Source organism: Streptomyces sp. NPDC126499 (assembly GCF_040302485.1).
In the GTDB taxonomy this organism is placed as follows: Bacteria; Actinomycetota; Actinomycetes; order Streptomycetales; family Streptomycetaceae; genus Streptomyces.
This window is the reverse complement of record NZ_JBEOUO010000001.1, coordinates 271,061-294,495: the sequence shown is the minus strand read 5'-3', so window position 1 is coordinate 294,495 and position 23,435 is coordinate 271,061. Positions and strand designations below refer to the sequence as shown.

21 protein-coding genes are annotated in these 23,435 nt (G+C 74.5%); 10 read left to right on the top strand and 11 right to left on the bottom strand.

Going from position 1 to position 23,435, the window contains the following annotated elements:
• Positions 1-74 precede the first annotated feature (74 nt).
• From ABTZ91_RS01440 to ABTZ91_RS01430, 3 genes are all read left to right on the top strand, one after another.
• Positions 75-1,046: a hypothetical protein gene (locus ABTZ91_RS01440; RefSeq protein WP_352075037.1), complete on the top strand. Its 972-nt coding sequence runs from the start codon at positions 75-77 to the stop codon at positions 1,044-1,046.
• A 53-nt stretch (positions 1,047-1,099) separates the two neighbouring features.
• Positions 1,100-1,798, top strand: a complete 699-nt coding sequence (locus ABTZ91_RS01435) for a copper homeostasis protein CutC (RefSeq protein ID WP_352075036.1) — start codon at positions 1,100-1,102, stop codon at positions 1,796-1,798.
• Positions 1,799-1,970: 172 nt separating this feature from the next.
• Positions 1,971-2,888 carry an aminoglycoside phosphotransferase family protein gene (locus ABTZ91_RS01430; RefSeq protein ID WP_352075035.1) on the top strand — a complete coding sequence of 306 codons (918 nt, stop codon included), beginning with the start codon at positions 1,971-1,973 and terminating at the stop codon, positions 2,886-2,888.
• On the opposite strand, the gene ABTZ91_RS01425 is transcribed toward ABTZ91_RS01430, so the two are convergent.
• Positions 2,885-4,936 (bottom strand): UvrD-helicase domain-containing protein, encoded by a 2,052-nt coding sequence (locus ABTZ91_RS01425; protein ID WP_352075034.1) that lies wholly within the window; start codon positions 4,934-4,936, stop codon positions 2,885-2,887. The two genes, ABTZ91_RS01430 and ABTZ91_RS01425, sit on opposite strands and share 4 nt — an antisense overlap.
• 329 nt (positions 4,937-5,265) lie before the next feature.
• Here ABTZ91_RS01425 and ABTZ91_RS01420 point away from each other — a divergent pair, with 329 nt between their 5' ends.
• On the top strand, positions 5,266-5,472 hold the full coding sequence (locus tag ABTZ91_RS01420) for a hypothetical protein (protein ID WP_352075033.1): 207 nt from the start codon (positions 5,266-5,268) through the stop codon (positions 5,470-5,472).
• Positions 5,473-5,538: 66 nt separating this feature from the next.
• Positions 5,539-6,888 (top strand): hypothetical protein, encoded by a 1,350-nt coding sequence (locus ABTZ91_RS01415; RefSeq protein ID WP_352075032.1) that lies wholly within the window; start codon positions 5,539-5,541, stop codon positions 6,886-6,888.
• 133 nt (positions 6,889-7,021) lie between these two features.
• Here ABTZ91_RS01415 and ABTZ91_RS01410 read toward each other — a convergent pair whose 3' ends face one another.
• A complete protein-coding gene (locus ABTZ91_RS01410) occupies positions 7,022-8,668 on the bottom strand; it encodes a DNA repair helicase XPB (protein WP_345486523.1) in 1,647 nt (548 codons plus the stop codon).
• 112 nt (positions 8,669-8,780) lie between these two features.
• Between ABTZ91_RS01410 and ABTZ91_RS01405 the strand changes: the two genes are divergently transcribed.
• The gene (locus ABTZ91_RS01405; RefSeq protein ID WP_352075031.1) at positions 8,781-9,359 is read left to right on the top strand and encodes a Uma2 family endonuclease; all 579 of its coding nucleotides are present in this window, start codon (positions 8,781-8,783) and stop codon (positions 9,357-9,359) included.
• 34 nt (positions 9,360-9,393) lie between these two features.
• Here ABTZ91_RS01405 and ABTZ91_RS01400 read toward each other — a convergent pair whose 3' ends face one another.
• Positions 9,394-11,952: a helicase-associated domain-containing protein gene (locus ABTZ91_RS01400; RefSeq protein WP_352075030.1), complete on the bottom strand. Its 2,559-nt coding sequence runs from the start codon at positions 11,950-11,952 to the stop codon at positions 9,394-9,396.
• A gap of 41 nt (positions 11,953-11,993) precedes the next feature.
• Here ABTZ91_RS01400 and ABTZ91_RS01395 point away from each other — a divergent pair, with 41 nt between their 5' ends.
• Positions 11,994-12,869: a hypothetical protein gene (locus tag ABTZ91_RS01395; RefSeq protein WP_352075029.1), complete on the top strand. Its 876-nt coding sequence runs from the start codon at positions 11,994-11,996 to the stop codon at positions 12,867-12,869.
• A 566-nt stretch (positions 12,870-13,435) separates the two neighbouring features.
• Here ABTZ91_RS01395 and ABTZ91_RS01390 read toward each other — a convergent pair.
• The 3 genes from ABTZ91_RS01390 to ABTZ91_RS01380 form a co-directional block, all read right to left on the bottom strand.
• Positions 13,436-14,224, bottom strand: coding sequence for an ABC transporter ATP-binding protein (locus ABTZ91_RS01390; protein ID WP_352075280.1), 789 nt, complete (start codon positions 14,222-14,224; stop codon positions 13,436-13,438).
• 65 nt (positions 14,225-14,289) lie between these two features.
• Positions 14,290-15,369 carry an iron chelate uptake ABC transporter family permease subunit gene (locus tag ABTZ91_RS01385; RefSeq protein WP_352075028.1) on the bottom strand — a complete coding sequence of 360 codons (1,080 nt, stop codon included), beginning with the start codon at positions 15,367-15,369 and terminating at the stop codon, positions 14,290-14,292.
• Positions 15,366-16,379 (bottom strand): iron ABC transporter permease, encoded by a 1,014-nt coding sequence (locus ABTZ91_RS01380; RefSeq protein WP_352075027.1) that lies wholly within the window; start codon positions 16,377-16,379, stop codon positions 15,366-15,368. The genes ABTZ91_RS01385 and ABTZ91_RS01380 overlap by 4 nt, the downstream gene beginning before the upstream one ends.
• A gap of 196 nt (positions 16,380-16,575) precedes the next feature.
• Here ABTZ91_RS01380 and ABTZ91_RS01375 point away from each other — a divergent pair, with 196 nt between their 5' ends.
• Positions 16,576-17,232, top strand: coding sequence for an HAD family hydrolase (locus tag ABTZ91_RS01375; RefSeq protein ID WP_352075026.1), 657 nt, complete (start codon positions 16,576-16,578; stop codon positions 17,230-17,232).
• On the opposite strand, the gene ABTZ91_RS01370 is transcribed toward ABTZ91_RS01375, so the two are convergent.
• Positions 17,220-17,498: a hypothetical protein gene (locus ABTZ91_RS01370; protein WP_352075025.1), complete on the bottom strand. Its 279-nt coding sequence runs from the start codon at positions 17,496-17,498 to the stop codon at positions 17,220-17,222. The two genes, ABTZ91_RS01375 and ABTZ91_RS01370, sit on opposite strands and share 13 nt — an antisense overlap.
• Positions 17,499-17,665: 167 nt before the next feature.
• Here ABTZ91_RS01370 and ABTZ91_RS01365 point away from each other — a divergent pair, with 167 nt between their 5' ends.
• Entirely contained in the window at positions 17,666-18,049 is a 384-nt protein-coding gene (locus tag ABTZ91_RS01365; protein ID WP_031073201.1) for a cold-shock protein, read from the top strand.
• Positions 18,050-18,066: 17 nt separating this feature from the next.
• Here ABTZ91_RS01365 and ABTZ91_RS01360 read toward each other — a convergent pair whose 3' ends face one another.
• From ABTZ91_RS01360 to ABTZ91_RS01345, 4 genes are all read right to left on the bottom strand, one after another.
• Positions 18,067-18,918, bottom strand: a complete 852-nt coding sequence (locus ABTZ91_RS01360; RefSeq protein WP_352075024.1) for a 1,4-dihydroxy-6-naphthoate synthase — start codon at positions 18,916-18,918, stop codon at positions 18,067-18,069.
• The gene (locus ABTZ91_RS01355) at positions 18,915-19,802 is read right to left on the bottom strand and encodes a futalosine hydrolase (RefSeq protein ID WP_352075279.1); all 888 of its coding nucleotides are present in this window, start codon (positions 19,800-19,802) and stop codon (positions 18,915-18,917) included. Before ABTZ91_RS01355 ends, ABTZ91_RS01360 begins: the two co-directional genes overlap by 4 nt.
• Before the next feature lies 1 nt (position 19,803).
• Positions 19,804-20,280, bottom strand: a complete 477-nt coding sequence (locus ABTZ91_RS01350) for a DUF2771 domain-containing protein (protein WP_352075023.1) — start codon at positions 20,278-20,280, stop codon at positions 19,804-19,806.
• A 280-nt stretch (positions 20,281-20,560) separates the two neighbouring features.
• Positions 20,561-21,940, bottom strand: a complete 1,380-nt coding sequence (locus tag ABTZ91_RS01345) for an MFS transporter (protein ID WP_352075022.1) — start codon at positions 21,938-21,940, stop codon at positions 20,561-20,563.
• A 356-nt stretch (positions 21,941-22,296) separates the two neighbouring features.
• On the opposite strand from ABTZ91_RS01345, the gene ABTZ91_RS01340 reads away from it, so the two are divergent.
• Positions 22,297-23,223, top strand: coding sequence for a DUF3027 domain-containing protein (locus tag ABTZ91_RS01340; protein WP_352075021.1), 927 nt, complete (start codon positions 22,297-22,299; stop codon positions 23,221-23,223).
• The last annotated feature ends 212 nt before the right edge of the window (positions 23,224-23,435 follow it).

The following is a 23,435-nucleotide window of genomic DNA, read 5'->3' as shown; positions in this document are numbered from 1 at the left end:
CCAGGGGTATGGTGAGGTGCAGTGAGGGTCCAGAAGGGTCCCGTCGCATGCCACCCACGTACGGGAGAGCAGTCATGAACACCGGAGTGAAGATCACTGCCTTTGCCGCCGCGCTCGCCGCGACCTTCGGGACCGCGTACGGGGTCGGCAAGGGCGTCGGCCCCTTCGAGGAGCCGAAGAAGGCCGAGCACAGCGGCCACGCCGAGGCCGCGCCGAAGGGCAAGGGCGGGGACGGTCACGCTGACCAGGCGGGCCACGGGGGCCACGCGGAGGCGAACGCCCCGGCGGCCGGCGGCCTCCAGGTCTCGGACGGCGGGTACACCCTCGCCCTGGAGACCCCGACGCCCGCCCTCGGCAGGAGCACGCTGAAGTTCTCCATCAAGGACACGGCCGGCCGGAAGGTCACCGCGTTCACGACGGAGCACGGCAAGGAGCTCCACTTCATCGTCGCCTCGCGCGACCTCACCGTCTTCCGTCACCTCCACCCCGAGAAGGCCCCCGACGGGACCTGGACGGTCGACGCGGACCTGCCGGCGGCCGGCGCCTACAAGGCCTTCGCCGACTTCAAGCCGGCGGTCAAGGGCGCGAAGGGCATCACGCTCGGCGTCGACCTGGCCGTCCCCGGCGCGTACGCCCCGAAGCCGATGCCGCCCGTCTCGCCGACCGCCGAAGTGGACGGCTACCAGGTGCGGCTCGGCGGGACGCTCGACCCCGGCAAGGCGGGCGAGCTGCGGCTCACCGTCACGAAGGCCGGCAGGCCCGTCACCGACCTGGAGCCCTACCTCGGGGCGTACGGGCACCTCGTCGCCCTGCGTGAGGGCGACCTGGCCTACCTCCACGTCCACCCCAACGAGGGCGGCCCGGGGCCGGACGTCTCCTTCACGGCGACCGCGCCGAGCTCGGGGACGTACCGCCTGTTCCTGGACTTCCAGCACGAGGGCAAGGTCCGGACGGCGGCCTTCACGGTCCGCGCGGGCGGCGGCGCGCCGACGGCCGCGCCGGCGGAAGCGCCGTCGCACGATGCGGGCGGCCACTCGCACGGCTAGGGTGTTCATTGGACTAGACCTGTAGGCGTGCGATCGGTGGAGGTTGGGGCTCGATGAGCGACCGTGCAGTGCTGGAGGTGATCGCCCTCGACGAGCGGGACGCGGTCGCCGCCCAGGCCGGTGGGGCGGACCGTCTGGAGCTGGTCACCGACATCGCGGCGGACGGGCTGACCCCGTCCACGTCCGGCTTCGCGGCGATCCGCGCCGCGGTGGACATCCCGCTGCGGGTGATGCTCCGGCTGACGGACGGTTTCGAGGCGGGGGACGCGGAGCGGGTCGACGCGCTGGTGGCGAGGGCGTCGGAGCTGCGGGCGGCGGGGGCGACGGAGTTCGTCCTGGGCTTCCTGACGGCGAAGGGCGAGCCGGACCTGGTGGCGATCGAGCGGCTGATCGCGGTCCTGGACGGCTGCCGCTGGACCTTCCACCGGGCGATCGACCGGGCCGCGGACCGCGACGCCCTGCGCAAGCAGCTGGCGGACCTGCCGGGCCTGGACACGTATCTGACGGCGGGGGCGCCGACCGGCGTGGACGACGGCCTGGCGACGCTGGGGGCGGAGGCGGCGAGGGCGGGTGAGCCGGGCTACGAACCGCAGATCCTGGTCGGGGGCGGCCTGCGCCTGGACCACCTGCCGACCCTGCGCGCGGCCGGCCTGACGGCCTTCCACATCGGCGGCGCGGCCCGCCCGAACGGCTGGACGGCCCCGGTGTCGGTGGAGGCGGTCAGGGAGTGGCGGGAGGCGGTGGACGGGTAGGGGGGACTCGGGGCGGGGGTCTGGGCGCTGTCGGGGTGGCCGTTTCGGCCGGACCAGAAGCACACCCGAAACGGCCACCCCGAAAACCCAAAACCCCCACCCCCAGCCACCCGGCCCGCGCCTGGCGCAAATTCCCTGGCGGGCCTCCGGCCGCCCCCGTACCCTCCGCCGCATGCAGCCCACGCAGCCCCCGCAGCTCACCCCGCCCCCTCCCCTCGACGCCCACCTCGTCCGCCGTCTCGTCGCCGCACAGTTCCCCGAGTGGGCCGAGCTGCCCGTACGGCAGTTGGAGACGGCCGGGACCGACAACGCGATGTTCCGGCTCGGGGACGAGCTCGTCGTGCGGCTGCCGAAGGCCGACTGGGCGCAGGGGCAGGTCGAGAAGGAGCAGCGGTGGTTGCCGCTGCTGGCGCCCGCGCTGCCGCTGCCCGTACCCGTGCCGGTGGGGCATGGGGTGCCCGGCGAGGGGTTCGGGCAGGCGTGGTCGGTGTTCAGGTGGCTGGACGGGGCCGACGCGTACGAGGCGCCGATCGCCGATCTCGCCTCGGCAGCCGTCGAGTTGGGGCGTTTCGGGGCCGCCCTGCGCAGTGTGGACGCCACCGGCGGACCCGCGTCCTTCCGGGGCGGGCACGTCACCGAGTGGGAGGAAGGCGGCATGGCGCCCGCCATCCGCGAGCTCGGCGACGACGGCACGCTCGACGCGGACGCCGTGACCGCCGCCTGGGAGGCGGTGCTCCGGCTCCCGCAGTGGGACCGCGAGCCCGTCTGGGTGCACGGTGACCTGCTGCCGGGCAATCTGCTGACCCGCGACGGCCGGCTGAGCGCCGTCATCGACTGGGGCGGTCTCGGCACCGGCGATCCGGCCTGCGACATGATGGCGGCCTGGACCCTCCTCACCCCCGAGACCCGCCCCCTCTTCCGTGAGGCGGCCCAGGTCGACGACGCGACCTGGGCACGCGGGCGCGGCTGGGCCCTGTGCTGGGGGGTCATGACCGAGCACTACTACCGTGGCAAGAACCCGGTCCTCGCCGATGTCGCCCACCGGGCCTGGACCCAGGCCCTGCCCGAGTACGCGGACCTGTCGAACTAGGACCCCAACTGCCCCGGCAGCTCCGTCGCGTGAACCACCGTCAGTCCCGACACCGCACGCGTCAGCGCCACGTACAGCCGCCGCAGCCCCGTCCGCTCGTCCGGTTCGCCGTCGACCACGGCGGCCGGCTCGTCCAGGACCACGTAGTCGTACTCCAGGCCCTTCGCGAGCGAGGCCGGGACCAGGGTCAGGCGGGACTCGGCGGTCGTCTCCTCGCCGGGGGACAGGTGGCTCAGGCCCGCCGCCGCCAGGGCCTCGGCGAGCGGGGCGATCCGGGCGTCGGCGGCGATCAGGCCGATGGAGCCCTCGTGGGCCAGGGCCTCCACGCACGCCGCGACCACGTCCTCGTCCAGCGCGTGCGCGGTCGAGGAGCGGACGGTCAGCGAGCCCGGGTTCTCGCGGACCGACTCCACCGGCGCGAGCCCCGGGGAGATGTGCGGCAGCAACCGCGAGGCGTACGCGATGACCTCGCGCGGCACGCGGAAACCGGCCGTCAGCTCCTCCACGACCGCCTCCGGCTTGCCCAGGTGCGCGAGCGCCTGCGCCCAGCTCTCCGTGGCCCAGGGCGTCGTGCCCTGCGCCAGGTCGCCGAGGACGGTCGCCGAGCCGGTGGTGCAGCGCCGGCCCACCGCCCGGTACTGCATGGGGGAGAGGTCCTGTGCCTCGTCGAGGACGACGTGGCCCAGCGAGTGGGTGCGCTCCACCAGGTCCTTCGCCTCGTCGATCAGGACCGCGTCCGCCGCCGACCACTTCGCCGACTTCACGCTCCGGTACGGCTTTGCCCACAGCAGCAGCTTCTGTTCCTCGTCGTCGAGGATCCCCGCCGCGTGCTCGGCGAGGAAGTCGGCGTCGCTCAGCAGGCGCAGCACCAGCTTCGCCGGGTCGACCACCGGCCAGCACTCCTTCACCAGGGCCTTGACCGCCGCGTTCCGCGCCACCGCGTTCTGCACCCGGTCGTCGGGGGCCTCGCCTGCCTGCTCCATCCGTACCAGGACGGCGTGTGCGACGCGCTGCGGCAGGGCCTCGCGGGCCGCCCCGTAGCGGATGTCGCGGTCGGTCAACTCGCGGACGATCTCTTCCAGTTCGTACGCGGGGATCCGCCAGCGCCGGGAGCCGCGCACCACCATCAGCGGCTCGGTCGGCAGCGTCACGTGCGACCACACGGCCCGCCGCAGCACCTCGGCCATCCGGGCGTCGCCCTTGACGACGGCGGTCGCCGCCTCGTCCGTGCCGCGTACCTCGACGTGGGCGACGAGGTCGTCGACGGTCGCCTGCCGCACCTCCAGCTCGCCGAGCGCCGGCAGCACCTGCTCGATGTAGTGGAGGAAGGAACGGTTCGGTCCGATGACCAGCGTTCCCGTGCGGGCGAGGCGTTCCCGGTGGGCGTAGAGGAGGTAGGCGACACGGTGCAGGCCGACGGCCGTCTTTCCGGTGCCCGGCCCGCCCTGCACGCAGACCGTGCCGGACAGGTCGGAGCGGACGATCTCGTCCTGCTCGGGCTGGATGGTGGCCACGATGTCCCGCATGGGGCCCACGCGCGGCCGTTCGATCTCCGCCTGGAGCAGCCGGCTGGTCCGCTCCAGCTCGTCCGGGTCCGACAGGTGCTCGTCCTCGTACGCGGTGAGCTCGCCGCCCGTGTAGCCGAAGCGGCGCCGCAGCCCCACGTCCTGCGGGTCCTTCTTCGACGCCCGGTAGAACGACTGCGAGACGGGGGCGCGCCAGTCGATCACCATCGGGTCGCCGTCGGCGTCGTGGACGTGCCGTCGGCCGATGTAGAAACGCTGCCCCTCCTGCGTGCTGTGCAGGTAGTCGAGGCGGCCGAAGAACAGCGGGGTGTCGGCGAGGTCGGCGAGCGCCTTGATGCGGTCCTCGATCTGGCGGGTGAGGACGACGGCGTTGACCCAGTTCGCGGTGACGTCCTTGATGTCGAGCGACTCCACGTCCTCGCGCATGGCGCGCAGGGCGGCGCGGGACGCGGCGAGGTGGGCGCGCTCGCGGGCGAGGGGGGCGAGCGGGTCGTCGGCGGACGGCGCGGACGGTGCGGACACGGTGAAGCCTCCGGACGGGGTGATGCGCGGACACGTCAAGGTGGCCGCCGGTTTCCGACCGGACGGCGGCGCTCCACGCGCGAGAGCCGAGCGGGAGGCGGGGAAGCAGGCGAGTGTAGCGGGCACCCTGGCCCCGGGGCGAACGCTTTTCCTGCCCGGGGCGAACGCCTTCCCTGCCCGAGGCGAACGCTTTCCCTGCCCGAGGCGAACGCTTTCCCTGCCCGGGGCGGGGCCCGATGCCCCGTAGGGGGCGGGGTCCGACCTCAGGGGGACACCGGTTCACCCCCGGGACCGATGTGTTCGTTATGTCCGATTCGGATCATAGAGACATGACCGCCACGACCCTCACCCCAGCGACCACGTCCTCGACCCGGATACCTCACCGTCTCGCCTTCGGGCTCCGCGCGATCCGCGCCTTCGGCTCCGCCGCCGTCGGCGTCGTCCTCCTCGGCTCGTACGACGAGACCTTCGCGAAGGAGGCGGGCGTACGCGACCCCCGCCCCGCGCACCGGGACACCGGCCGGTCCGCCGCCTGAGCGCAACCATCCCCGCCCCTCGCCGGTCTCCTCTTCGCACCGCCTCATCCGACGAACGAGGAGATCATGAAGAAGTCCTCCACCGGCCACATCGTGCGGTTCGGTGCGTGTGTCGCGGCAGCGGGCCTGGTCACGGTCGGGATGACCGCCACGCCGGCCCTCGCGGACAGTGACCAGCTCTGGATAGCAGCGAACCCGTACGAGCTCGTGCTCCCCAGGGTCGTCGAGGGCGGCGGGCAGGCCCCGGCGACCACCCTCACCCTCGGGCTCTCCCACGACAACCCGGCCTACCGCGTCACGGACGGCCGGCTCACCGTCGACATCTCCGGCCTCGCGGGCATCGCCGAGGTGACCTGGCCGGAGAACTGCGCGCCGGCGGGCACCACCACCGCCGTCTGCTCCGTCCCCGAGGTCCCGACGACGAACGCCGGCCCGGTGAAGCTCCAGGTCCGCGCGGCGGCCGGCGCCGCCGACGGCGCCACCGGCCGGGTCTCGTACCAGGCGAAGGCCACGACGACGGCCGAGGGCGGCGAGCTCGTCGCCGCCGAGAACTGGACCGACGTCAAGATCGCCTCCGGTCCCGATCTCGTCCTCGACCCGCCCGCGCCCGTCTCCGACGTCGTGCCGGGCAGCACCGTGCCCGTCCGCTTCTCCGTCGCCAACCACGGCAACCAGCCGGCCGACGGCATCCGGGTCGACCTCTACGTCACCCGGGGTCTCGAACTGCACGGCCTCGCCCCGCAGTGCACCGCCACCCCGATCGGCGAGGGCACGATCAAGCCCGTCACCCGGTACGAGTGCGCCTTCGACGACGTCGTCGCGCCGGGCGGCACCTTCACCCTGCCCGCGCCGCTGTCCGCGAAGACCGCCCCGTACGCGCTGGCCGAGCGCATCGACCTCGGGGTGCAGCCGGGCGGCGGTGTCGAGGACATCCAGCCGGAGGGCAACGGCGCGGTCGTCGGCATCACCGCCACCAACACCGCGGACTTCGCCGTCCACGGCGCGAAGGCCACGGCGCAGGCCGGCCAGACCGTCACCGTCCCGGTGACCTTCCGCAACCGCGGCCCGGCCTGGGTCGCCAACCTCGGCTCCGGCGACCCGGTCGCCGCCGTCGACGTCACCGTCCCGCGCGGCGCCACCGCCACCGCCGTCCCGGACGCCTGCGAGCCGCGCACGGCCGACGGCGGCTGGTGGGAGAGCGGGGTGCGCACGGGCGCGCCGCGCTATCTGTGCCAGCTGCCGATGTGGGTGGCGGAGCGGCAGACGGTGACGTTCCCGTTCGAGCTGCGGATCGACACCGTCGTCACCGGCGCCAAGGGCGCGGTGCTGCTGAAGCCGCCGTACGGGGACACGCCGCTGCCGTTCGACCCGAACCGGAGCAACGACCGGGCGAAGCTGGTCCTGAACCCGGCGTGATGGACCGGGCGCGATGAAGCGGCCGTGGTGATCAGCGGGTCCTGACCCGCCCGTACGACACGGAGGGGCCCCGTCCGCACCCGGACGGGGCCCCTTCACCGTACCGACGCCGACGCCGACGCCGACGCCGACGTCACTCCCCGGCGGCCAGCAGCTCGCTCGCGTCCACGATCCGGTACGCGTACCCCTGCTCGGCCAGGAACCGCTGCCGGTGGGCGGCGAAGTCCTGGTCGATGGTGTCGCGGGCGACCACGGAGTAGAAGTGCGCCTGGTGGCCGTCGGCCTTCGGACGCAGCACCCGGCCGAGGCGCTGGGCCTCCTCCTGGCGGGAGCCGAAGGTGCCGGACACCTGGATGGCGACGGTGGCCTCCGGCAGGTCGATCGAGAAGTTCGCGACCTTCGACACCACCAGGACGCTGATCTCGCCGTTGCGGAACGCGTCGAACAGCTTCTCGCGCTGCGCGTTCGACGTCTCGCCCTTGATCACCGGCGCGTCCAGGTGCTCGCCGAGCTCGTCGAGCTGGTCGATGTACTGGCCGATGACGAGGATCTGCTGCCCGGCGAACTTCCGCACCAGGGCCTCGGTGACCCGCCGCTTGGTCGCCGTCGTGGCGCAGAAGCGGTACTTCTCCTCCGCCTCGGCCGTCGCGTACGCGAGCCGCTCCGCGTCGGTGAGGTCGACCCGCACCTCGACGCAGTCGGCGGGCGCGATGTAGCCCTGCGCCTCGATCTCCTTCCACGGCGCGTCGAAGCGCTTGGGGCCGATGAGGGAGAAGACGTCGGACTCGCGCCCGTCCTCGCGGACGAGCGTCGCCGTGAGGCCGAGCCGCCGGCGCGCCTGGAGGTCGGCGGTGAACTTGAAGACCGGCGCCGGCAGCAGGTGGACCTCGTCGTAGACGATCAGGCCCCAGTCGCGGGAGTCGAACAGCTCCAGGTGCGGGTAGACGCCCTTCCGGCGGGTGGTCAGGACCTGGTAGGTGGCGATGGTGACCGGGCGGATCTCCTTCTTGGTCCCGCTGTACTCGCCGATCTCGTCCTCGGTCAGCGAGGTCCGCTTCACCAGCTCGTGCTTCCACTGGCGGGCGGAGACGGTGTTCGTCACCAGGATCAGCGTGGTCGCCCGGGCCTTGGCCATCGCCCCGGCGCCGACCAGCGTCTTGCCGGCGCCGCAGGGCAGCACGACGACGCCGGAGCCGCCGTGCCAGAAGCCCTCGACGGCCTGCTGCTGGTACGGGCGCAGCGCCCAGCCGTCCTCGGCGAGGTCGATGGGGTGCGCCTCGCCGTCCACGTAACCGGCCAGGTCCTCGGCGGGCCAGCCCAGCTTGAGCAGCGTCTGCTTGATCTGCCCGCGCTCCGAGGGGTGCACGGCCACGGTGTCCTGGTCGATGCGCTGCCCGACGAGCGGCTGCACCTTCTTCGACCGCAGCACCTCCTCCAGGACGGGCCGGTCGGTGGTGGTGAGCACGAGCCCGTGCACCGGGTGCTTGGACAGCGTCAGCCGCCCGTAGCGCGCCATCGTCTCGGCGACGTCCACGAGCAGCGCGTGCGGCACCGGATACCGCGAGAACTCCACGAGCGCGTCGACGACCTGCTCGGCGTCGTGCCCGGCCGCCCGCGCGTTCCACAGGCCGAGCGGCGTGACCCGGTAGGTGTGGATGTGCTCGGGCGCCCGCTCCAGCTCGGCGAAGGGGGCGATGGCGCGGCGGCACGCCTCGGCCTGCTCGTGGTCGACCTCCAGGAGGAGTGTCTTGTCGCTCTGGACGATGAGTGGACCGTTCACGTGCTGCGTATCCCTTCCACGTGGCCAAACATCCAGTCTGCCTGAAGCCCGGCCGATGTCCGAGAGGACCGCGACACTGGTTGCGACGGACTGCCGAGAGGGAGGTGGCGAGATGAGCGTCGCGCACGATCCGCACTACGGTCCCTGGACGATAGAAGAGGTGCTGGCTCTGGGGGAGGACCGCGGTGAACGTCGTGAATTGGTGGGGGAAGCGCTCTTGCTGTCTCCGGCTCCCGGATTCAAGCACCAGCGTGCGTCGTCGAGGCTGTGGCACCTCCTGGATGCCGCCGTGCAGCAGGCCGGCGTGTCGGCCGAGGTGATGGAAGCCGTCAATGTGGTCCTGCCCGACGGACTCTTCATCCCCGACATCGTCGTCGTCGAAGCGGCCGCCGCCGCCGAGGATCCGATCACCGTGGATGCCGAGGCCGTGCTCCTCGTCGTCGAGATCGTCTCGCCTTCGTCGTCCGGACGGCGCACGGACCGTCTCCTCAAGCCGCCCTATTACGCGGAGGCGGGCATCGAGCACCTGTGGCGACTGGAGCTGGAGCCCGAGACGGCGCTGATCGTCACCGAGCTGGTGGACGGCCGCTACGTCGAGAGGACTGTGGCCGAGGCGGGACGGGAGACAAAGATCGAGACGCCGTTCCCGCTCACGATCGACCCCGGCACCCTGGTCAGCCCCCGCGCCTGATCCGGAGGGCGGAGGAAGGCTTTGGAGGAAGTGTCTAGACCTCGTCCTCCGCCAGTTCCGCCACGCCCGTGATCCGGTGCAGCGGATACGTGCGGACCTCGTCGGCCGTGTGGTCGTAGCCCGTCACGAAGCCGCCCTCCACGCGGACCGGGGCGATCACGCGCTGGCTGGCGGCGCCCTCCGCGTTGACGTAGCCGATCCAGACGGCCGAGCCGGTCATCGCGGCGGCCTGGACGGTGGCCAGGGTCTCGGCGGCGGAGGTGCGGGGCAGGCCGCCGGAGGTGACGGGGGTGGCCGACGCGGGCTCCTTGCGGTGCACCGTCGCGGCCCGGTCACCGGCCCGGATCGCCCGGACGGCGGCGGTGAGCAGCGTGGCGTCGGGGGCGGGCGGGCCGTCCTGGACGGGGGCCGGGGCGGTACGGGGCGGGGTGCGGTAGGCGTCGGCGCGGGTGATCAGGACGTCGCCCTCGGCGGACTCCGCCGCCGGCGCGTAGCCCATGGCCCGCAGCACGTCGAGCAGCGCCGCCGGGTCCGCCTGCGCGGCCAGCACCGTCGGCGCGAGGCGGCGCAGCCGCAGGGGGGCCGAGCGGCGGTCGGCGAGGATCTCGCCGAGCAGGGCGTCGTCGTCGCAGCGGACGTAGCCGGACGCGGCGCCGATCCGCAGGTGGCCGTGCCTCCGGGCCACGTCGTCGATGAGGTAGGCGAGCGGCTGCGGCACCGGGGTGCGGGAGTGGGAGGTCAGGAAGTCGTGCAGGTCGGAGGCGCTGCGTCCGGCGTCGAGGGCACGGCGTACGGAGGCGGGCGTGAAGCGGTAGACGGTCGCGCCGCCCTTCGACTCCACGTCGGCGAGCACGGACAGCGTCTCGGCGAGCGGCCGGCGCAGCGGCCCCGGCGCGACGGCGGTCAGGTCGGCCTGGAGCAGCACGTGGTCGACGGCCTCGGGCAGCAGCGGGGCGAGCAGGGTCGCGGCCCGGGAGGCGGCGACGGCCGGTTCGCAGTCGTGGGCGTGGCCTTCGAGGGCGTCGTCGTCGGCGGCCTCGGCCAGCGGCAGGTTGAGCAGCGCCCGGGCGGGCGAGGCGAGCGCGCCGCGGCCGGTGACGCCGAGGAGTTCGGCCTCCTCCAGGGTCCAGGTCGCGATCCGGGCCCGCAGGTCCGCCGCCTGGTCGCCGCCGCCGCGCAGCGGCCGGTCCCAGCGCAGCCGGGCGAGGACCGACTCCCGGTCGGCGGCGGCGCCCGGCGGCAGGGTGGCCAGCAGGCCGAGGACCCGGCGGCGGACCTCGACCGCCGGTCCGCGGTCGAGGCCGGGGCCGAGCGCGGCGAGGGTGCGGCCCTTGCCGTCCTGGCTGCCGACCACGCCCGGCACGCGGGTCGCCGCCAGCCAGGCGGCGGCGAGGCCCACCCAGCGTTCGGCGGGCGGCAGGTCGAGCCAGTCGTCGTAGGCGGGCGTCGGCGCGTACCGCTCGTCCGCCTCCCCGTCCGAGGCGAGCAGCCCGGCCCCGTACGCGAGCTCCAGCCAGAACGCCGCCGTGGGCTCCGGCAGGTCGAGGGCCGTGGCGGTGCGCTTGAGGTCCCGTACGGCGAGGCCGCCGGCGCGCAGCACCGGCGGGCCGCCCTGGTTCCAGGACTTCAGGAGCTCCTCGATGGTCGACAGGGCCGTGTACGCCTGTCCGGCCGCCGCGTTGTCCACCACCTGTGGACGGTACTCGCGGGCTGCCACCACCGCCGGAGCCGTCGGCTCCGGGGTGCGGTGCGCCCGCCCGCCGCGCAGGTGGAGCGCCGCCTCACGGGGCAGCACCACGGTCCGGGTCGAGGCGGGCAGCAGCAGCCCGCGGTCGCGCAGCCAGCGCACCGGCGGCGTCGGGTCGGCCGTCACCTCCCCGTACGGCGGGCCCCACACCAGCCGGTCGAGCACGGCGAGCGCCTCCGGCGGCGCGGTGTCGAGCAGCGCCGCCATCCTCGTACGGTCCGTGAACAGGGCGGTCAGGGCCGCCACCGCCGACACCGGGTCGTGCGTCGGGGGCAGCCCGGCCGCCGCGACGATCTCCTGCAGCCGGCCCGGCGACATCCCGGCCGTGGCCTCCGCGACCGTCGGGCCGAGGCCGGTGGGGGAGGGGTGCTGCGGCGACGGCGCCAGCAGCTCGCGCGCGGTCCGTACGAGCCGCAGCCGCTCGTCGTCGCCCCACACGAGCGCCTGCTCGCGCAGCACGGCGACCGCGCGCGGCAGCGCCGCCTCGATCGCGGGTGCGTCCGGGTGCCCGCCGTCGCCCGTGAGCAGGCCGAGGAGCACGGTGTACGGGGCGGGGTCCGGGGCCACGGCGAGGGCCTCGGCCGTCTGGAGGGTGAACCGGTCGAGCCGTTCGAGGGCCCGGACCACGGAACCGCGGGTGCCGGCCCGGGTCGCCAGCTGCGTCAGGTCGTTGGGCACCGGCGTGAGCAGGTCCGGGCGGGCGCGCAGCAGCGCGGCGAGCGCCTCGTCCCCGCCGGCGCGCAGCGCCTCCGCGAGCGTGCGCGGCGGCGCGCCGGCGCCCTTGGCCGCGCCGTCGTCCGTTCCTTCGGGCACGTGCGCCTCCCGGTCGAGCTCACCGATCCCCATCCGCACCACGTTAGCCCCTGCGCAGGCGCTAACGTCATGCCGTGGGGATCGAGGGGATCGAGAACGACCGGTTGGTCTTCGACTATCTGAGCCGGGTCGGTGATCTGGCGCAGCAGCGGCAGGTGCCGGCGGCCGAGCGCCGTGAGCTGGTCGCGGGCCTGCGCGACGAGATCGAGCGCCGCCGCGCGGTGCGCGGCGAGGGCGTGTCCGGGATCCTGGGCGAGCTCGGTACGCCGGACGAGGTCGTCGCCCGCGTGGCGCCCGGGGCCGGGCCCGATCCGACGGCTTCGGGCGCGCCGGTGCCGGGGCCGCGGGCGGGGGAGCGGGGTCCGGGCGGGGCGTCGGGAAGCGGGGCCTCGGACTGGTGGCGTACGGACGCGACGGACGCGACGGGTGCGCCGGGCGCGGTGGAGGCCGTCGGGGTGCCGGGCTTCGTCGGGGGCGTGGAGATCCCGGAGCTGCTGAAGCCCCCGCCGGTCGAGGAGGACGAGGACGGGGACGGGGACGAGCGCGGGGAAGCGCCGGAGGCCGTAGAGGGGGACGGGGCCGGGGAACGGTCCGGCCGGTTCGCCCGGGTCCGCGGCCTGCGCCTCGGCAGCCCCCTGCTCCTCGCGTCGGCGCTGCTCCTGCTGGCCGGCGCCGCGTTCGGCTGGCTCTTCCCGCTCGCCGCGGGCTGGCTCCTCGCCTACGCCTCCCGCGAGCGCCGCGGCGCCGTCCTGGTGGTCCCCGGGCTCGCCGTGACCGCCGGCATCGTCTGGCTGTGGGGCCGCGTCGAGGGCCGCTGGGGCACCCCCGTCCCCCCGGGCGAGACGGCCATGGGCGCGGCCCTCGCCGACACCTGGCCCTGGACCCTGCGCGCCGCGGCCGTCGCCTCGGCCCTGTTCCTGCTGTGGCGGGCGCGGCGGGCGGCCCGCTAGGGGCCCGTGGATCAGGCCGACCAGTCCGGGCAGCGGGCGCCGCATCGGATGCGGCACCACCCACCGGCGCCGCGGGCCCCCGGCACGGGGGCCTGAGACGACCCGAGGCGCCACCCCGGCCCGGGTCCCCGACGCCCACCGGGCGCGGAGCCGGCCCACCGCCGGGGCCCCGGCGGAAGCCGAACGAGGGGGCCGGGCGCCGGCCACGCCCCGGCTGCTGCCGGCCTGCTGGGCCGGGCGCGGGCGGCGGCGGGGCCCGTAGGGCCGCTCCCGCCTACGCGGGGCCGTAGGGACCGCTCCCGGCCCACGCTGACGGCGGGGCCGTTCGAAGCGCACCCCGCCACGCCCGCCGCCGGTGCGCGTGTCGGGTGCACGGCCAGGCGCGCCCCCGGCTGAAGCTGAACGACGGGGCTGGGACCCGGCCCCGCCCCGGCCGCTGCCGCCTTGCGGGGCCGGGCGCGGGACTACGGCGGGGCCGTCGGGAGCGCCCCCGGCCTCCGCTGACGGCGGGGCCGTAGGGACCGCCCGGGGCGTCGGGACCGCACCCCGCCCACGCCCCCGCCCCCTCAGTCCGTCTCCGCCCGCCACGGCGCCCCCGGCACCACCAGCGGTGAGCCCGTCACCGGGTCGGGGACGACCACCGATTCCAGGCCGAAGACCTCGCGTACCAGGTCGGCCGTGACGACCTCCTCCGGGGCGCCCTCCGCGAGCACGTGGCCGGACTTCATGGCGATCAGGTGGTCGGCGTACCGCGCCGCCTGGTTCAGGTCGTGGAGGACGATCACGACGGTCCGGCCGCGGACGCGGTTGAGGCGGCGGACCAGGTCGAGGACCTCGACCTGGTGGGCGATGTCCAGGTAGGTGGTGGGCTCGTCGAGGAGGAGCAGGTCGGTCTCCTGGGCCAGGGCCATCGCGATCCACACGCGCTGGCGCTGACCGCCCGACAGCTCGTCGACCGCCCGGTGGGCGAGGCCGGCGACGTCCGTGCGCTCCATGGCGTCGACGACGGCCCGCTCGTCCTCCTCCGACCACTGCTTCCACCACGCCTGGTGCGGTTGGCGGCCCCGCGCCACCAGGTCGGCCACCGTGATCGCCTCCGGGGCGACCGGGGTCTGCGGCAGCAGGCCGATCTGCTGCGCGATGCGCTTCGTGGGCAGCTTCGCCAGCTCCTCCCCGTCGAGGAGGACGGCCCCGCCCCGGGGCCTGAGCAGCCGGCCGAGCGCCCGCAGGGTGGTCGACTTGCCGCACGCGTTGGGGCCGACGATGACGGTGACCTTGCCGTCCGGGATCGCCAGGTCCAGGTCCTGGACGACGGTCCGCTCCTCGTACGCCAGGGTCAGCTTCCGCGTCGTCAGCCTGCTGCTGTCCGAGCTGTCCCCGCTGTCCCCGCTGTTCCTGCTGTCCGCCTTCGAGACGACGGTCACGCCTTGCCTCCCACTCCTCGGCTGCGCATGATCAGCCAGATCAGATACGGGGCGCCGACCGCCGCCGTCAGGACGCCCACCGGCAGTTCGGTGGGCGCGAAGAGCCGCCGGCCCAGCAGGTCGGCGACGATCACGACGAGGGCGCCCATGAGCGCCGAGCACAGCAGCGGGATCTGCGCGGTCCGGGTGGTCCTGCGGGCGATCTGCGGCGCGAGCAGCGCCACGAAGTCCACCGGCCCGGCGACGCCCGTCGCGACCGACGCCAGGACGACACCCACCGCGACGAGCCCGAGCCGCACCCGCCCGAGCCGGACGCCGAGCGCGGTGGCCGTGTCGTCGTCGAGCGACACCGTCCGCTGCGCCCGCGCCGCCCACAGCACGGCCGGCAGCAGCACGAGCAGCGTCACCCGCAGCGGCAGCGACTCGTCCCAGCCGCGCCCGTTGAGGGAGCCGGTCATCCAGATCTGCGCCTGCTGGGCGACCAGGTAGTCGCCCTTCGTCATGAACAGATGGGTCAGCGAGCGCAGCGCGATCGCGAAGCCGATGCCGATGAGCACGAACCGGGTCGCGTGCAGCCCGCCGCGCCAGGCGAACACGTACACGAGCCCGGCCGCGAGGAGACCGCCCGCGATCGACACGTACGGGAGAACGGCGTACGAGGTGAGCCCGAAGGTCATCGCGGCGACCGTCACCGCGCCCGCGCCCTGGCTGATGCCGATGACGTCGGGGCTGGCCAGCGGATTGCGGGCGACGGTCTGGATGAGCGCGCCCGCGATCCCGAAGGCGGCGCCGGCCATGAGACCGGTCGCGAGGCGCGGCAGCCGCAGCTCCTCGACGACGAAGGAGGTCCCGTCGCCGAGGAGGACCTTCACGACCTCCGACGGCTGGACGAAGCGTTCGCCGACGCAGAGGTACGCGACCGAGGCCGCCGCCAGGACGAGGAGCAGGCCGGCGGCGACCAGGGCGGACCGCCGGTGCACCAGGAAGGAGGCGCGGCCGGCGCGTACGAGGCCGTAGCCGGCGGGGCGTACGGGGGCGGAGCCGGCCGCCCGGACCGGGGGAAGCGTCGTCGTCACGCCGGGACCGCCTTCCGCCGCACCAGCGTCACCAGGAACGGCACGCCGATGAGGGCCGTCATCACGCCCGCCGGCACCTCGCCCGGCGGGAACAGCACCCGGCCGACGACGTCCGACACCAGCAGCATCACCGGCCCGATGAGCGCGGCCATCGGCAGCACCCAGCGGTGGTCACCGCCGACGACGGCGCGGGCGATGTGCGGGACGGCGAGGCCGACGAAGGCGATCGGACCGGCCGCGGCGACCCCGGCGCCGGTCAGCACGGTCGCGCCGATCCCGCCGACGATCCGCACGGTCGCGACCCGCTGCCCGAGGCCCTTGGCGACGTCCTCGCCGAGGGCGAGCGCGTCGAGTCCGCGGGCCACGGACAGCACGAGCAGGGCGCCGAGCAGCAGGAAGGGCCAGATCTGGGCGACGATCTGGGTGTCACGGCCGTCCAGCGAGCCGATCTGCCAGAACCGGAACTCGTCGAGCGCGGACGCCCGCGTCGTCAGCACGCCGGTGGTCACCGACAGCAGCAGTGCGTTGATCGCCGCCCCGCCGAGCGCCAGCTTCACGGGCGTCGCCCCGCCCCGTCCGCTGGAGGCGATGCCGTACACGGCGACGGACGCGAGCGCGGCCCCCGCGAAGGCGAACCACACGTAGCCGCCGAGGGTGTGCACCCCGGCGACCGCGATGGCGAGGACGACACCGACCGAGGCGCCCTGGCTGATGCCGAGGATCCCCGGGTCGGCGATCGGGTTGCGGGTGATGCCCTGCAGGGCGGTCCCGGCCAGGGCGAGCGCCGCGCCGACCATGAGACCGATCAGGGTGCGGGGCACCCGCAGCTCCCGTACGACCTCGGCGTCGGGGCTGGTGGCCCCGTGCAGCAGTGCGTCGAACACGGTGGCGGGCGGGACGGCGCGGGCGCCCACCGCCAGACTGAGGAGAATCGCGAGCAGCAGGGCGACGACCGCCGCCGTGGTCGCGACGACACGCCGTGAGGCGCGTCGGGAACGTATGGCGGTCATGGACACCCATCGGAGCTGCGGGCAGTGGTGCGAGACTTGGCCGCCGAGGCATCGGTGAGGCGTGAGGGCTCGGCTCGGTGAGGCTTCGGTCCTCGGCTTTACGCTTCGGTCCTCGGGTTCGGTCCTCGGCTTCGGCCTCGGGTTCGGTAAGGCTCGGCTAAGTCTAGACAGTGGCCGATTCTCGACCACCGGCACAATGGCCCCCATGGAATCGCCCCGCGCCGCCGCCCGCCCCGGCACGCTCACCGCCGCGCCCACCGTCGGCTTCGACCTCGACATGACCCTCATCGACTCCCGCCCCGGCATCCGGGCCGCCTATGTGGCCCTCACCGCCGAGACCGGCGTCGCGATCGACGCGGACCTGGCCGTTTCCCGGCTCGGACCGCCGCTGGAGCACGAGATCGCCGAGTGGTTCCCCGCGGAGCAGGTCGAGGAGATGGTGGCGCGCTACCGGGCGCTCTACCCGTCGTACGCGATAGAGCCGAGCCTTCCGCTGCCCGGCGCGCGGGATGCGATTCACGCCGTTCGCGAGGCGGGCGGCCGGACCATCGTCGTCACCGCCAAGAACGAGCCGCACGCCAGGCTCCACCTCGCCCACCTCGGCATCGAGCCCGACGCCGTCATCGGCGGACTGTGGGCCGAGGGCAAGGCGCAGGCGCTGCGCGCCCACGGTGCCGGGGTGTACGTCGGCGACCACACCGGCGACGTGCGCGGCGCGGCGACCGCGGGCGCGCTGTCGGTCGCGGTGGCCACGGGCCCGTGCGGGGCCGAGGAGCTGCGGGCGGCCGGCGCGGACGTCGTGCTGGCCGACCTGACGGACTTCCGGCCCTGGTGGGAGGGCTACCTGGGCTGACCGGTCGCCGCCTGCACGGCCCTGGCCCGGCGGCGCTGGACGGCGATCGAGCGGAACACGCCCGCGCCGGCGACGAGGAAGCCGACGCCCATCAGCATCGACACGAGGTAGGCGACCGTGGGGAACGGGTCGGTGCCGAGGAACAGCGGAGCCACCGTGACCAGCGTCGCGACCGCGCCGACGATGAAGACGATCGCACCGGCGCGGACGAGCCCGTCTCCGGGGGCGCGGTCGTCCGAGGGGGCCGAAGGGGTTTCACGAAGCATTCGGCCAGGGTAGTTCCCTGGCCGAGGGGAACGGACCGGTGGCGTCTTGTCACCGGGCCACAGCCCATTAGCCTTGATGCCGGCGTGGTCGGTGACCCGCTGTATTTCTTTTCCCACACGGAGCCGGGACCCCGGCGCACCCATCGAGTACGAGGACGAGGACGGACGTGCCTACCGGCAAGGTCAAATGGTTCAACAGCGAGAAGGGCTTCGGCTTTCTCTCCCGCGACGACGGCGGCGACGTCTTCGTCCACTCGTCGGTGCTCCCCGCCGGAGTCGACGCCCTCAAGCCGGGGCAGCGCGTGGAGTTCGGCGTGGTCGCCGGGCAGCGCGGTGACCAGGCGCTCTCCGTGACGGTCCTCGACCCGACCCCGTCGGTCGCGGCGGCGCAGCGCCGCAAGCCCGACGAGCTGGCGTCGATCGTGCAGGACCTGACCACGCTCCTGGAGAACATCACGCCGATGCTGGAGCGCGGCCGCTACCCCGACAAGGTCCACGGCAAGAAGATCGCCGGTCTGCTGCGGGCGGTCGCGGACCAGCTCGACGTCTGACGACCGACGGTCCGCCGCTACGGAAACCGCAGCGCGTCCGGGCCGAGGGGCGGTACGAGCCCCTCGGCCGCGGCGCGCGTGAGCAGCCCGCGCACGGCCGCGTAGCCGGTCTCGCCGAGGTCGGCGGTGAACTCGTTGACGTAGAGGCCGATGTGCTGATCGGCCACCTTCGGGTCCATCTCCTGCGCGTGTTCGAGTACGTACGGGCGGGAGACGGACGGGTCGTCCCAGGCCATCCGGACCGATGCCCGCGCCGACTCGGCGAGCAGCCGCAGCGTGTCGGCGCCGAGCGAGCGCCGGGCGACGATCGCGCCGAGCGGGATGGGCAGCCCGGTGGTGTGCTCCCAGTGTTCGCCCATGTCGGCGAGCGCGTGCAGCCCGTAGTTCTTGTACGTGAAGCGGGCCTCGTGGATGACGAGCCCGGCGTCGACCTTGCCGTCGCGCACGGCCGGCATGATCTCGTGGAAGGGCAGCACGACGACCTCGCCGACCCCGCCCGGGACGCTGTCCGCCGCCCACAGCCGGAACAGCAGATAGGCCGTCGAACGCTCGCTCGGCACCGCGACCGTCTTCCCCGCGAGCTCCGCCGGATCGCCCGCCTCGCGGGTGAGCACGAGCGGCCCGCAGCCGCGGCCCAGGGCGCCGCCGCAGGGCAGCAGCGCGTACTCGTCGAGGATCCAGGGCAGCACCGCGTACGAGACCTTCAGGACGTCGTACGGGGCGTCGCCGCGCTCGGCCCACCCGTTGGTGAGGTCGATGTCGGCGAAGGTGACGTCGAGGCGCGGCGCGCCGGGGACCCGGCCGTGCGCCCAGGCGTCGAAGACGAAGGTGTCGTTGGGGCAGGGCGAGTAGGCGATCTTCAGTTTCACTGCGGGATTCCCTCGGGGTCCGGGTACGGGTCCGGGGCCGGGACGGGACCGGAGGCCGGGTGCGAGTCCGGGTCGGAGGCCGGGTGCGGGTCCGGGTCGGAGGCCGGGTCCAGGTCCGGGGCCGGGTCGGGGCCGGCGAGGACCGTGTCCACGACGGCGCGGTCCGCGAAGACGGTGGGGGTCAGCAGCCGGAAGGCGCGCCGCAGGGCGTCCAGGGCCTCGGGGATCCGCCAGGCGGCGCGGTCGCGCGGGCCGACGGCGTTGGACACGGCGCGGATCTCCATGACGGGCACGCCGTACGCGGCGGCGGCCTCCGCCACCCCGAAGCCCTCCATGGCCTCGGCCGCGGCCCCCGGGTGACGCTCCGCCAGCTCGGCGGCGCGGTCCGCGGTGCCGGTGACGGTCGAGACGGTGAGGACGGTGCCGACGACGTGCGGGGGCCCGTCGTGGGCGAGCGCGTCGGCGGCCGCCCGGGTCAGTCCCTCCGGGACCCGGTGCGCGGAGCGGCCGAAGCCGAGCTCCTCGACGGCCAGGTAGCCGTCGGCCGTGCGCGCGCCCAGGTCGGCCTGGACGACCGCGTCGGCCACGACGACGGTCCCGAGCGGCGCGACGGGCCGGAAGCCGCCGGCGATCCCGGCGGAGACGACGAGGCCGTAGGGGCGGTGGGTGGTGGCGTGCGCGAGGGCGGTCGCGGTGGCCGCGGCGGCGGCGGCCGGGCCGACACCCGCGACGAGGACGTCCACGACGGGGCCCTTGCCGGCGGCCTTGGGCAGGTGGCGGCGCAGGGTGAAGCCGCCGGGCAGCGGTACGTCGACGGCCGGGCCGGTGGCGACGGAGTCGGCCTCCGCCGCCACGGCCGTCACGACCAGGATGCGAGAGGACAGGTCAGGACTTCTTCTTGAACTCGAAGGACCAGATGCCGGTCACCTTCTTGCCGGAGTTCTCGACGATGGTGACCTTCGTCTTGTCCGAGGGCTCGCCCATCTGGTTGCTGAAGAAGGCGCTGGCCTGGATGGAGCGGTACGTCTTGGTGAACGGCTCCGGCTCGACGTTCTGGCCGTTCAGGAAGATCGTCCAGCCGTTCTCGGCGACCTCCGGGTCGACGCCGAAGCGGACCCGGTCGCTCGGGTCGACGGAGACGGACTTGCCGGGCTTGTTGAGGCACTCCGACAGCTTCTTCTCCGGGAGGGCCTTGCCGTCGTCGTAGCAGGCGGCCTCGGAGTTCACCGACGTGGAGCCGACCGTCACGGTCGCAACCGGGGACGGCTTGTCGCAGGCGGAGAGGACGAGGAGCCCGGCGGAGACGGCCCCGAGGGCCGCGGTGGCCCGACGGTGCTTGCGGGTGAGGAACGCAACGGTCATGAGCCGAAGGCTATCGGGCCGCCGCGTTCACGCCACGCGGGGGTACGGCGTGCCGCCCGACGCCACTCGCGTCCTACGCCACCCGGGCCGCGCCGGCGGGGTCCGCCTGGGCGACGGGCCTCGTCTGCCGGGCCGGCGGGTCCGCCCGGCGCCTACGCCATGCGGCCCGCTCGGCGGGGCCACCCGGCCCGCGCGCCTGAGCCCTCGGGCCCCACGCCACGCGGCCCGCTCGGCGGGGCCCGCCTGGGCCGTCGGCCCCGTCCGCCTGAGCTCCCTGGCCCTACGCCACCCGGGCCCTCGCCGGGTCGCCGTGCCGCCGGTGGCGGCGGGCGGCCGCCAGCAGGCCCCGTACGGACAGCAGCCAGCCCACCCCGAGCAGGCCCGCCGCCACCGACATGCCGAGCGTCCCGTTCAGCGGCAGGGAGATGCCGATGGCGCCGCCCACCACCCACGCCATCTGCAACGCCGTCTCCGAACGGGCGAACGCCGAGGTCCGCACCGCCTCCGGCACGTCCCGCTGGATCGTCGCGTCCAGCGACAGCTTGGACAGCGCCTGCGTGAGGCCCGCCACCGCGCCGAGCACCGCCACCATCAGGCCGCCGAAGAAGACCGCCGTGCAGATCGCCGTGCCGAGCACCACCGACACCATCGTCGCGATGATCACCTCGGGGCCGTGGCCCCGGTCCCTCAGCAGCGAGCCGACGGCCGTCCCGCAGGCGTTGCCGACGCCCGCCGCCACCGCCACCATCGCGAGCGACACCGCCGCGCTCTGCCCCGGCAGCGGATGCTCCCGCAGCAGGAACGCCAGGAAGAAGATCAGGAAACCGGCCAGCATGCGCTGGGACGCGTTCGCCTGGAGCCCGTGCAGCACGGACGGCCCGACCGTCCGCAGACTCGGCCTCTTCTCGCCGTGCGTCAGCAGATGGGCGCGCCGCTCACCCTTCGCCGAGTCCACCTTGTGCGGCATGCGGAAAGCCCAGAACGCCCCCAGCAGGAACAGCGCGCACGCCCCGTACAGCGGCCAGCCGGGGCCGATGAGCTGGAGCGCCGCCCCGGCGGGCGCGGCGATGCCGGTGGCGAGCAGACCGGCGAGCGTCACCCGCGAGTTCGCCTTCACGAGCGAGAAGTCCGGTGGCAGCAGGCGCGGTACGACGGCGCTGCGCACCACCCCGTACGCCTTCGACGCCACGAGCACGCCGAGCGCCGCCGGATACAGCTGGATGCCCCCCGTGGCGACGGCCCCGGACATGGCGACGGCGAGCACCGCCCGGGTCAGCATCGCGCCCGCCATGGCCGCGCGGCGGCCGTGCGGGATGCGGTCGAGCAGCGGGCCGATGACGGGAGCCAGAAGGGTGAACGGGGCCATCGTGATGGCGAGGTAGAGCGCGACGCGGCCGCGGGCCTCGTCGGTCGGCACGGAGAAGAAGACGGTGGAGGCGAGGGCGACGGTGATCATGACGTCGCCGGCGCCGTTGACGGCGTGCAGCTCGATCAGCTTCCCGAGCCCCGACTCGCCCGCGCCGTGCGCGTGCGTGGCCTTTCTGATGCCCTTCGCGGTGCCCGTGAACGGCAGGTGCAGGGCGCGACCCACCTTCCGGCCCGCTCGGCTGAGCGGCCCGGCATGATCGTGCGATCGTGCGGAAGACCGTGCGGCTGCCACTCCGTCATAGTGCCCCACGACCCGCCGTACGAACCGATGACGGGGCCCGGGAGGCGGTGACCGAGGTCCGCGATGCGGGCCACTTGGGTCGGGCAGGTGGGCTGAGCGCTGCGAACGGGGTAGCGTGCGTAGCGCGTCACCGGCGGATGTTCTCGGCCGCGCGCCTCTTCGGCATCCCGCAGAATGGATGACGATAGGTGTGCCCGAGACACGCGAGAAGCACGAGAGACATGTCGGGCGTGGACGTCGATGCGGCCCTCTGGTCCGCTCCGCCCACGGCCCCGGACTTCGCTCCCGCTCGCTCCCGTTCCTCGGCCGGCGCACCCGTGAGACGGCGTAGGAGAGAAGCGAGACCTGTGAGTGCTGCGACGACGCGAAGCCGTACCCCGCGTACCCCGCGAGCCACGCGTACCCCCGACCGTCTGTGCGCCGAGGCCGTAGACCTCGCCCGGGAGGCCGCCGAGGAGGCGGCCGCGCCCGGCGTGGTCGGGGAGCACGTGGAGGTCGTCGCCGAGGGCGACCGGGTCGTCACGCACTTCTTCGAGTGCAAGGAGCCGGGCTACCGCGGCTGGCGCTGGGCCGTCACCGTCACCCGGGCCTCCCGCGCGAAGAACGTCACGCTTGACGAAACCGTCCTGCTGCCCGGCCCGGACGCCCTCCTGGCCCCCGAGTGGGTGCCGTGGAGCGAGCGGCTGCGGCCCGGCGACCTGGGCCCGGGCGACCTGCTGCCCACCGAGCAGGACGACCTGCGCCTGGAGCCCGGCTACACGGGCGAGGACGAGCCGCCGCCGAACTCGGCCGTCACGGAGGAGATGGAGGAGCACCTCGACGCCGAGGACGCCGAGATCACCTCCCGTACGCCGTCGCGGGGCGCGATCGCCGCGGTCGCCGAGGAGCTCGGCATGCGCCGGGCCCGGGTGCTGTCCCGCTACGGGCTGCACACCGCCGCGGACCGCTGGGACGAGGCCTTCGGCGCGAAGACCCCGATGGCCCAGGCGGCGCCCGCCGCTTGCGTCTCCTGCGCCTTCCTGGTGCCGCTGGCCGGGTCCCTGAAGCAGGCGTTCGGCGTCTGCGCCAACGAGTTCTCGCCGGCCGACGGGCGGGTCGTCTCCCTCTCGTACGGCTGCGGCGGCCACTCGGAGGCCGCCGTCATGCCCAAGCCCCCGCGCCCGGCCCCGCCGGTCCTCGACTCGATGGCCGCCGACGAGTTCCCCCTCCGCCCGGCCAAGGACTCCGGCTCCACGACGGAACCGGACGCGTCGGAGGACCTGGGCCACTCGTAGGGGCGTGCCCCGGGGGCGGGGCTGCGCCTGGCGCCGCCGGGGACGGCCCGGCCGGGTGGCTGACCCCCCGCCGCGGGCCGCGCCCCGGTGGGGCGGTGCCCAGCCCCGCTCCGTTGTGGGCATTCGTTCCTCCCCCAGACTTCGTCCGGGGGTGCCCCCAGGCGGAACGGGTGGGCACAACGGAACGGCGCCCTTTGCCGGGCCTAGGCTCC

Coding starts and splice junctions, on each gene's coding strand:
- ABTZ91_RS01370 (WP_352075025.1), bottom strand. CDS start 17,498: ATGCTTCGTGAAACCCCTTCGGCCCCCTCGGACGACCGCGCCCCCGGA.
- ABTZ91_RS01350 (WP_352075023.1), bottom strand. CDS start 20,280: ATGACCGTTGCGTTCCTCACCCGCAAGCACCGTCGGGCCACCGCGGCC.
- ABTZ91_RS01380 (WP_352075027.1), bottom strand. CDS start 16,379: ATGACCGCCATACGTTCCCGACGCGCCTCACGGCGTGTCGTCGCGACC.
- ABTZ91_RS01415 (WP_352075032.1), top strand. CDS start 5,539: ATGAAGAAGTCCTCCACCGGCCACATCGTGCGGTTCGGTGCGTGTGTC.
- ABTZ91_RS01400 (WP_352075030.1), bottom strand. CDS start 11,952: ATGGGGATCGGTGAGCTCGACCGGGAGGCGCACGTGCCCGAAGGAACG.
- ABTZ91_RS01420 (WP_352075033.1), top strand. CDS start 5,266: ATGACCGCCACGACCCTCACCCCAGCGACCACGTCCTCGACCCGGATA.
- ABTZ91_RS01435 (WP_352075036.1), top strand. CDS start 1,100: ATGAGCGACCGTGCAGTGCTGGAGGTGATCGCCCTCGACGAGCGGGAC.
- ABTZ91_RS01430 (WP_352075035.1), top strand. CDS start 1,971: ATGCAGCCCACGCAGCCCCCGCAGCTCACCCCGCCCCCTCCCCTCGAC.
- ABTZ91_RS01375 (WP_352075026.1), top strand. CDS start 16,576: ATGGCCCCCATGGAATCGCCCCGCGCCGCCGCCCGCCCCGGCACGCTC.
- ABTZ91_RS01405 (WP_352075031.1), top strand. CDS start 8,781: ATGAGCGTCGCGCACGATCCGCACTACGGTCCCTGGACGATAGAAGAG.
- ABTZ91_RS01440 (WP_352075037.1), top strand. CDS start 75: ATGAACACCGGAGTGAAGATCACTGCCTTTGCCGCCGCGCTCGCCGCG.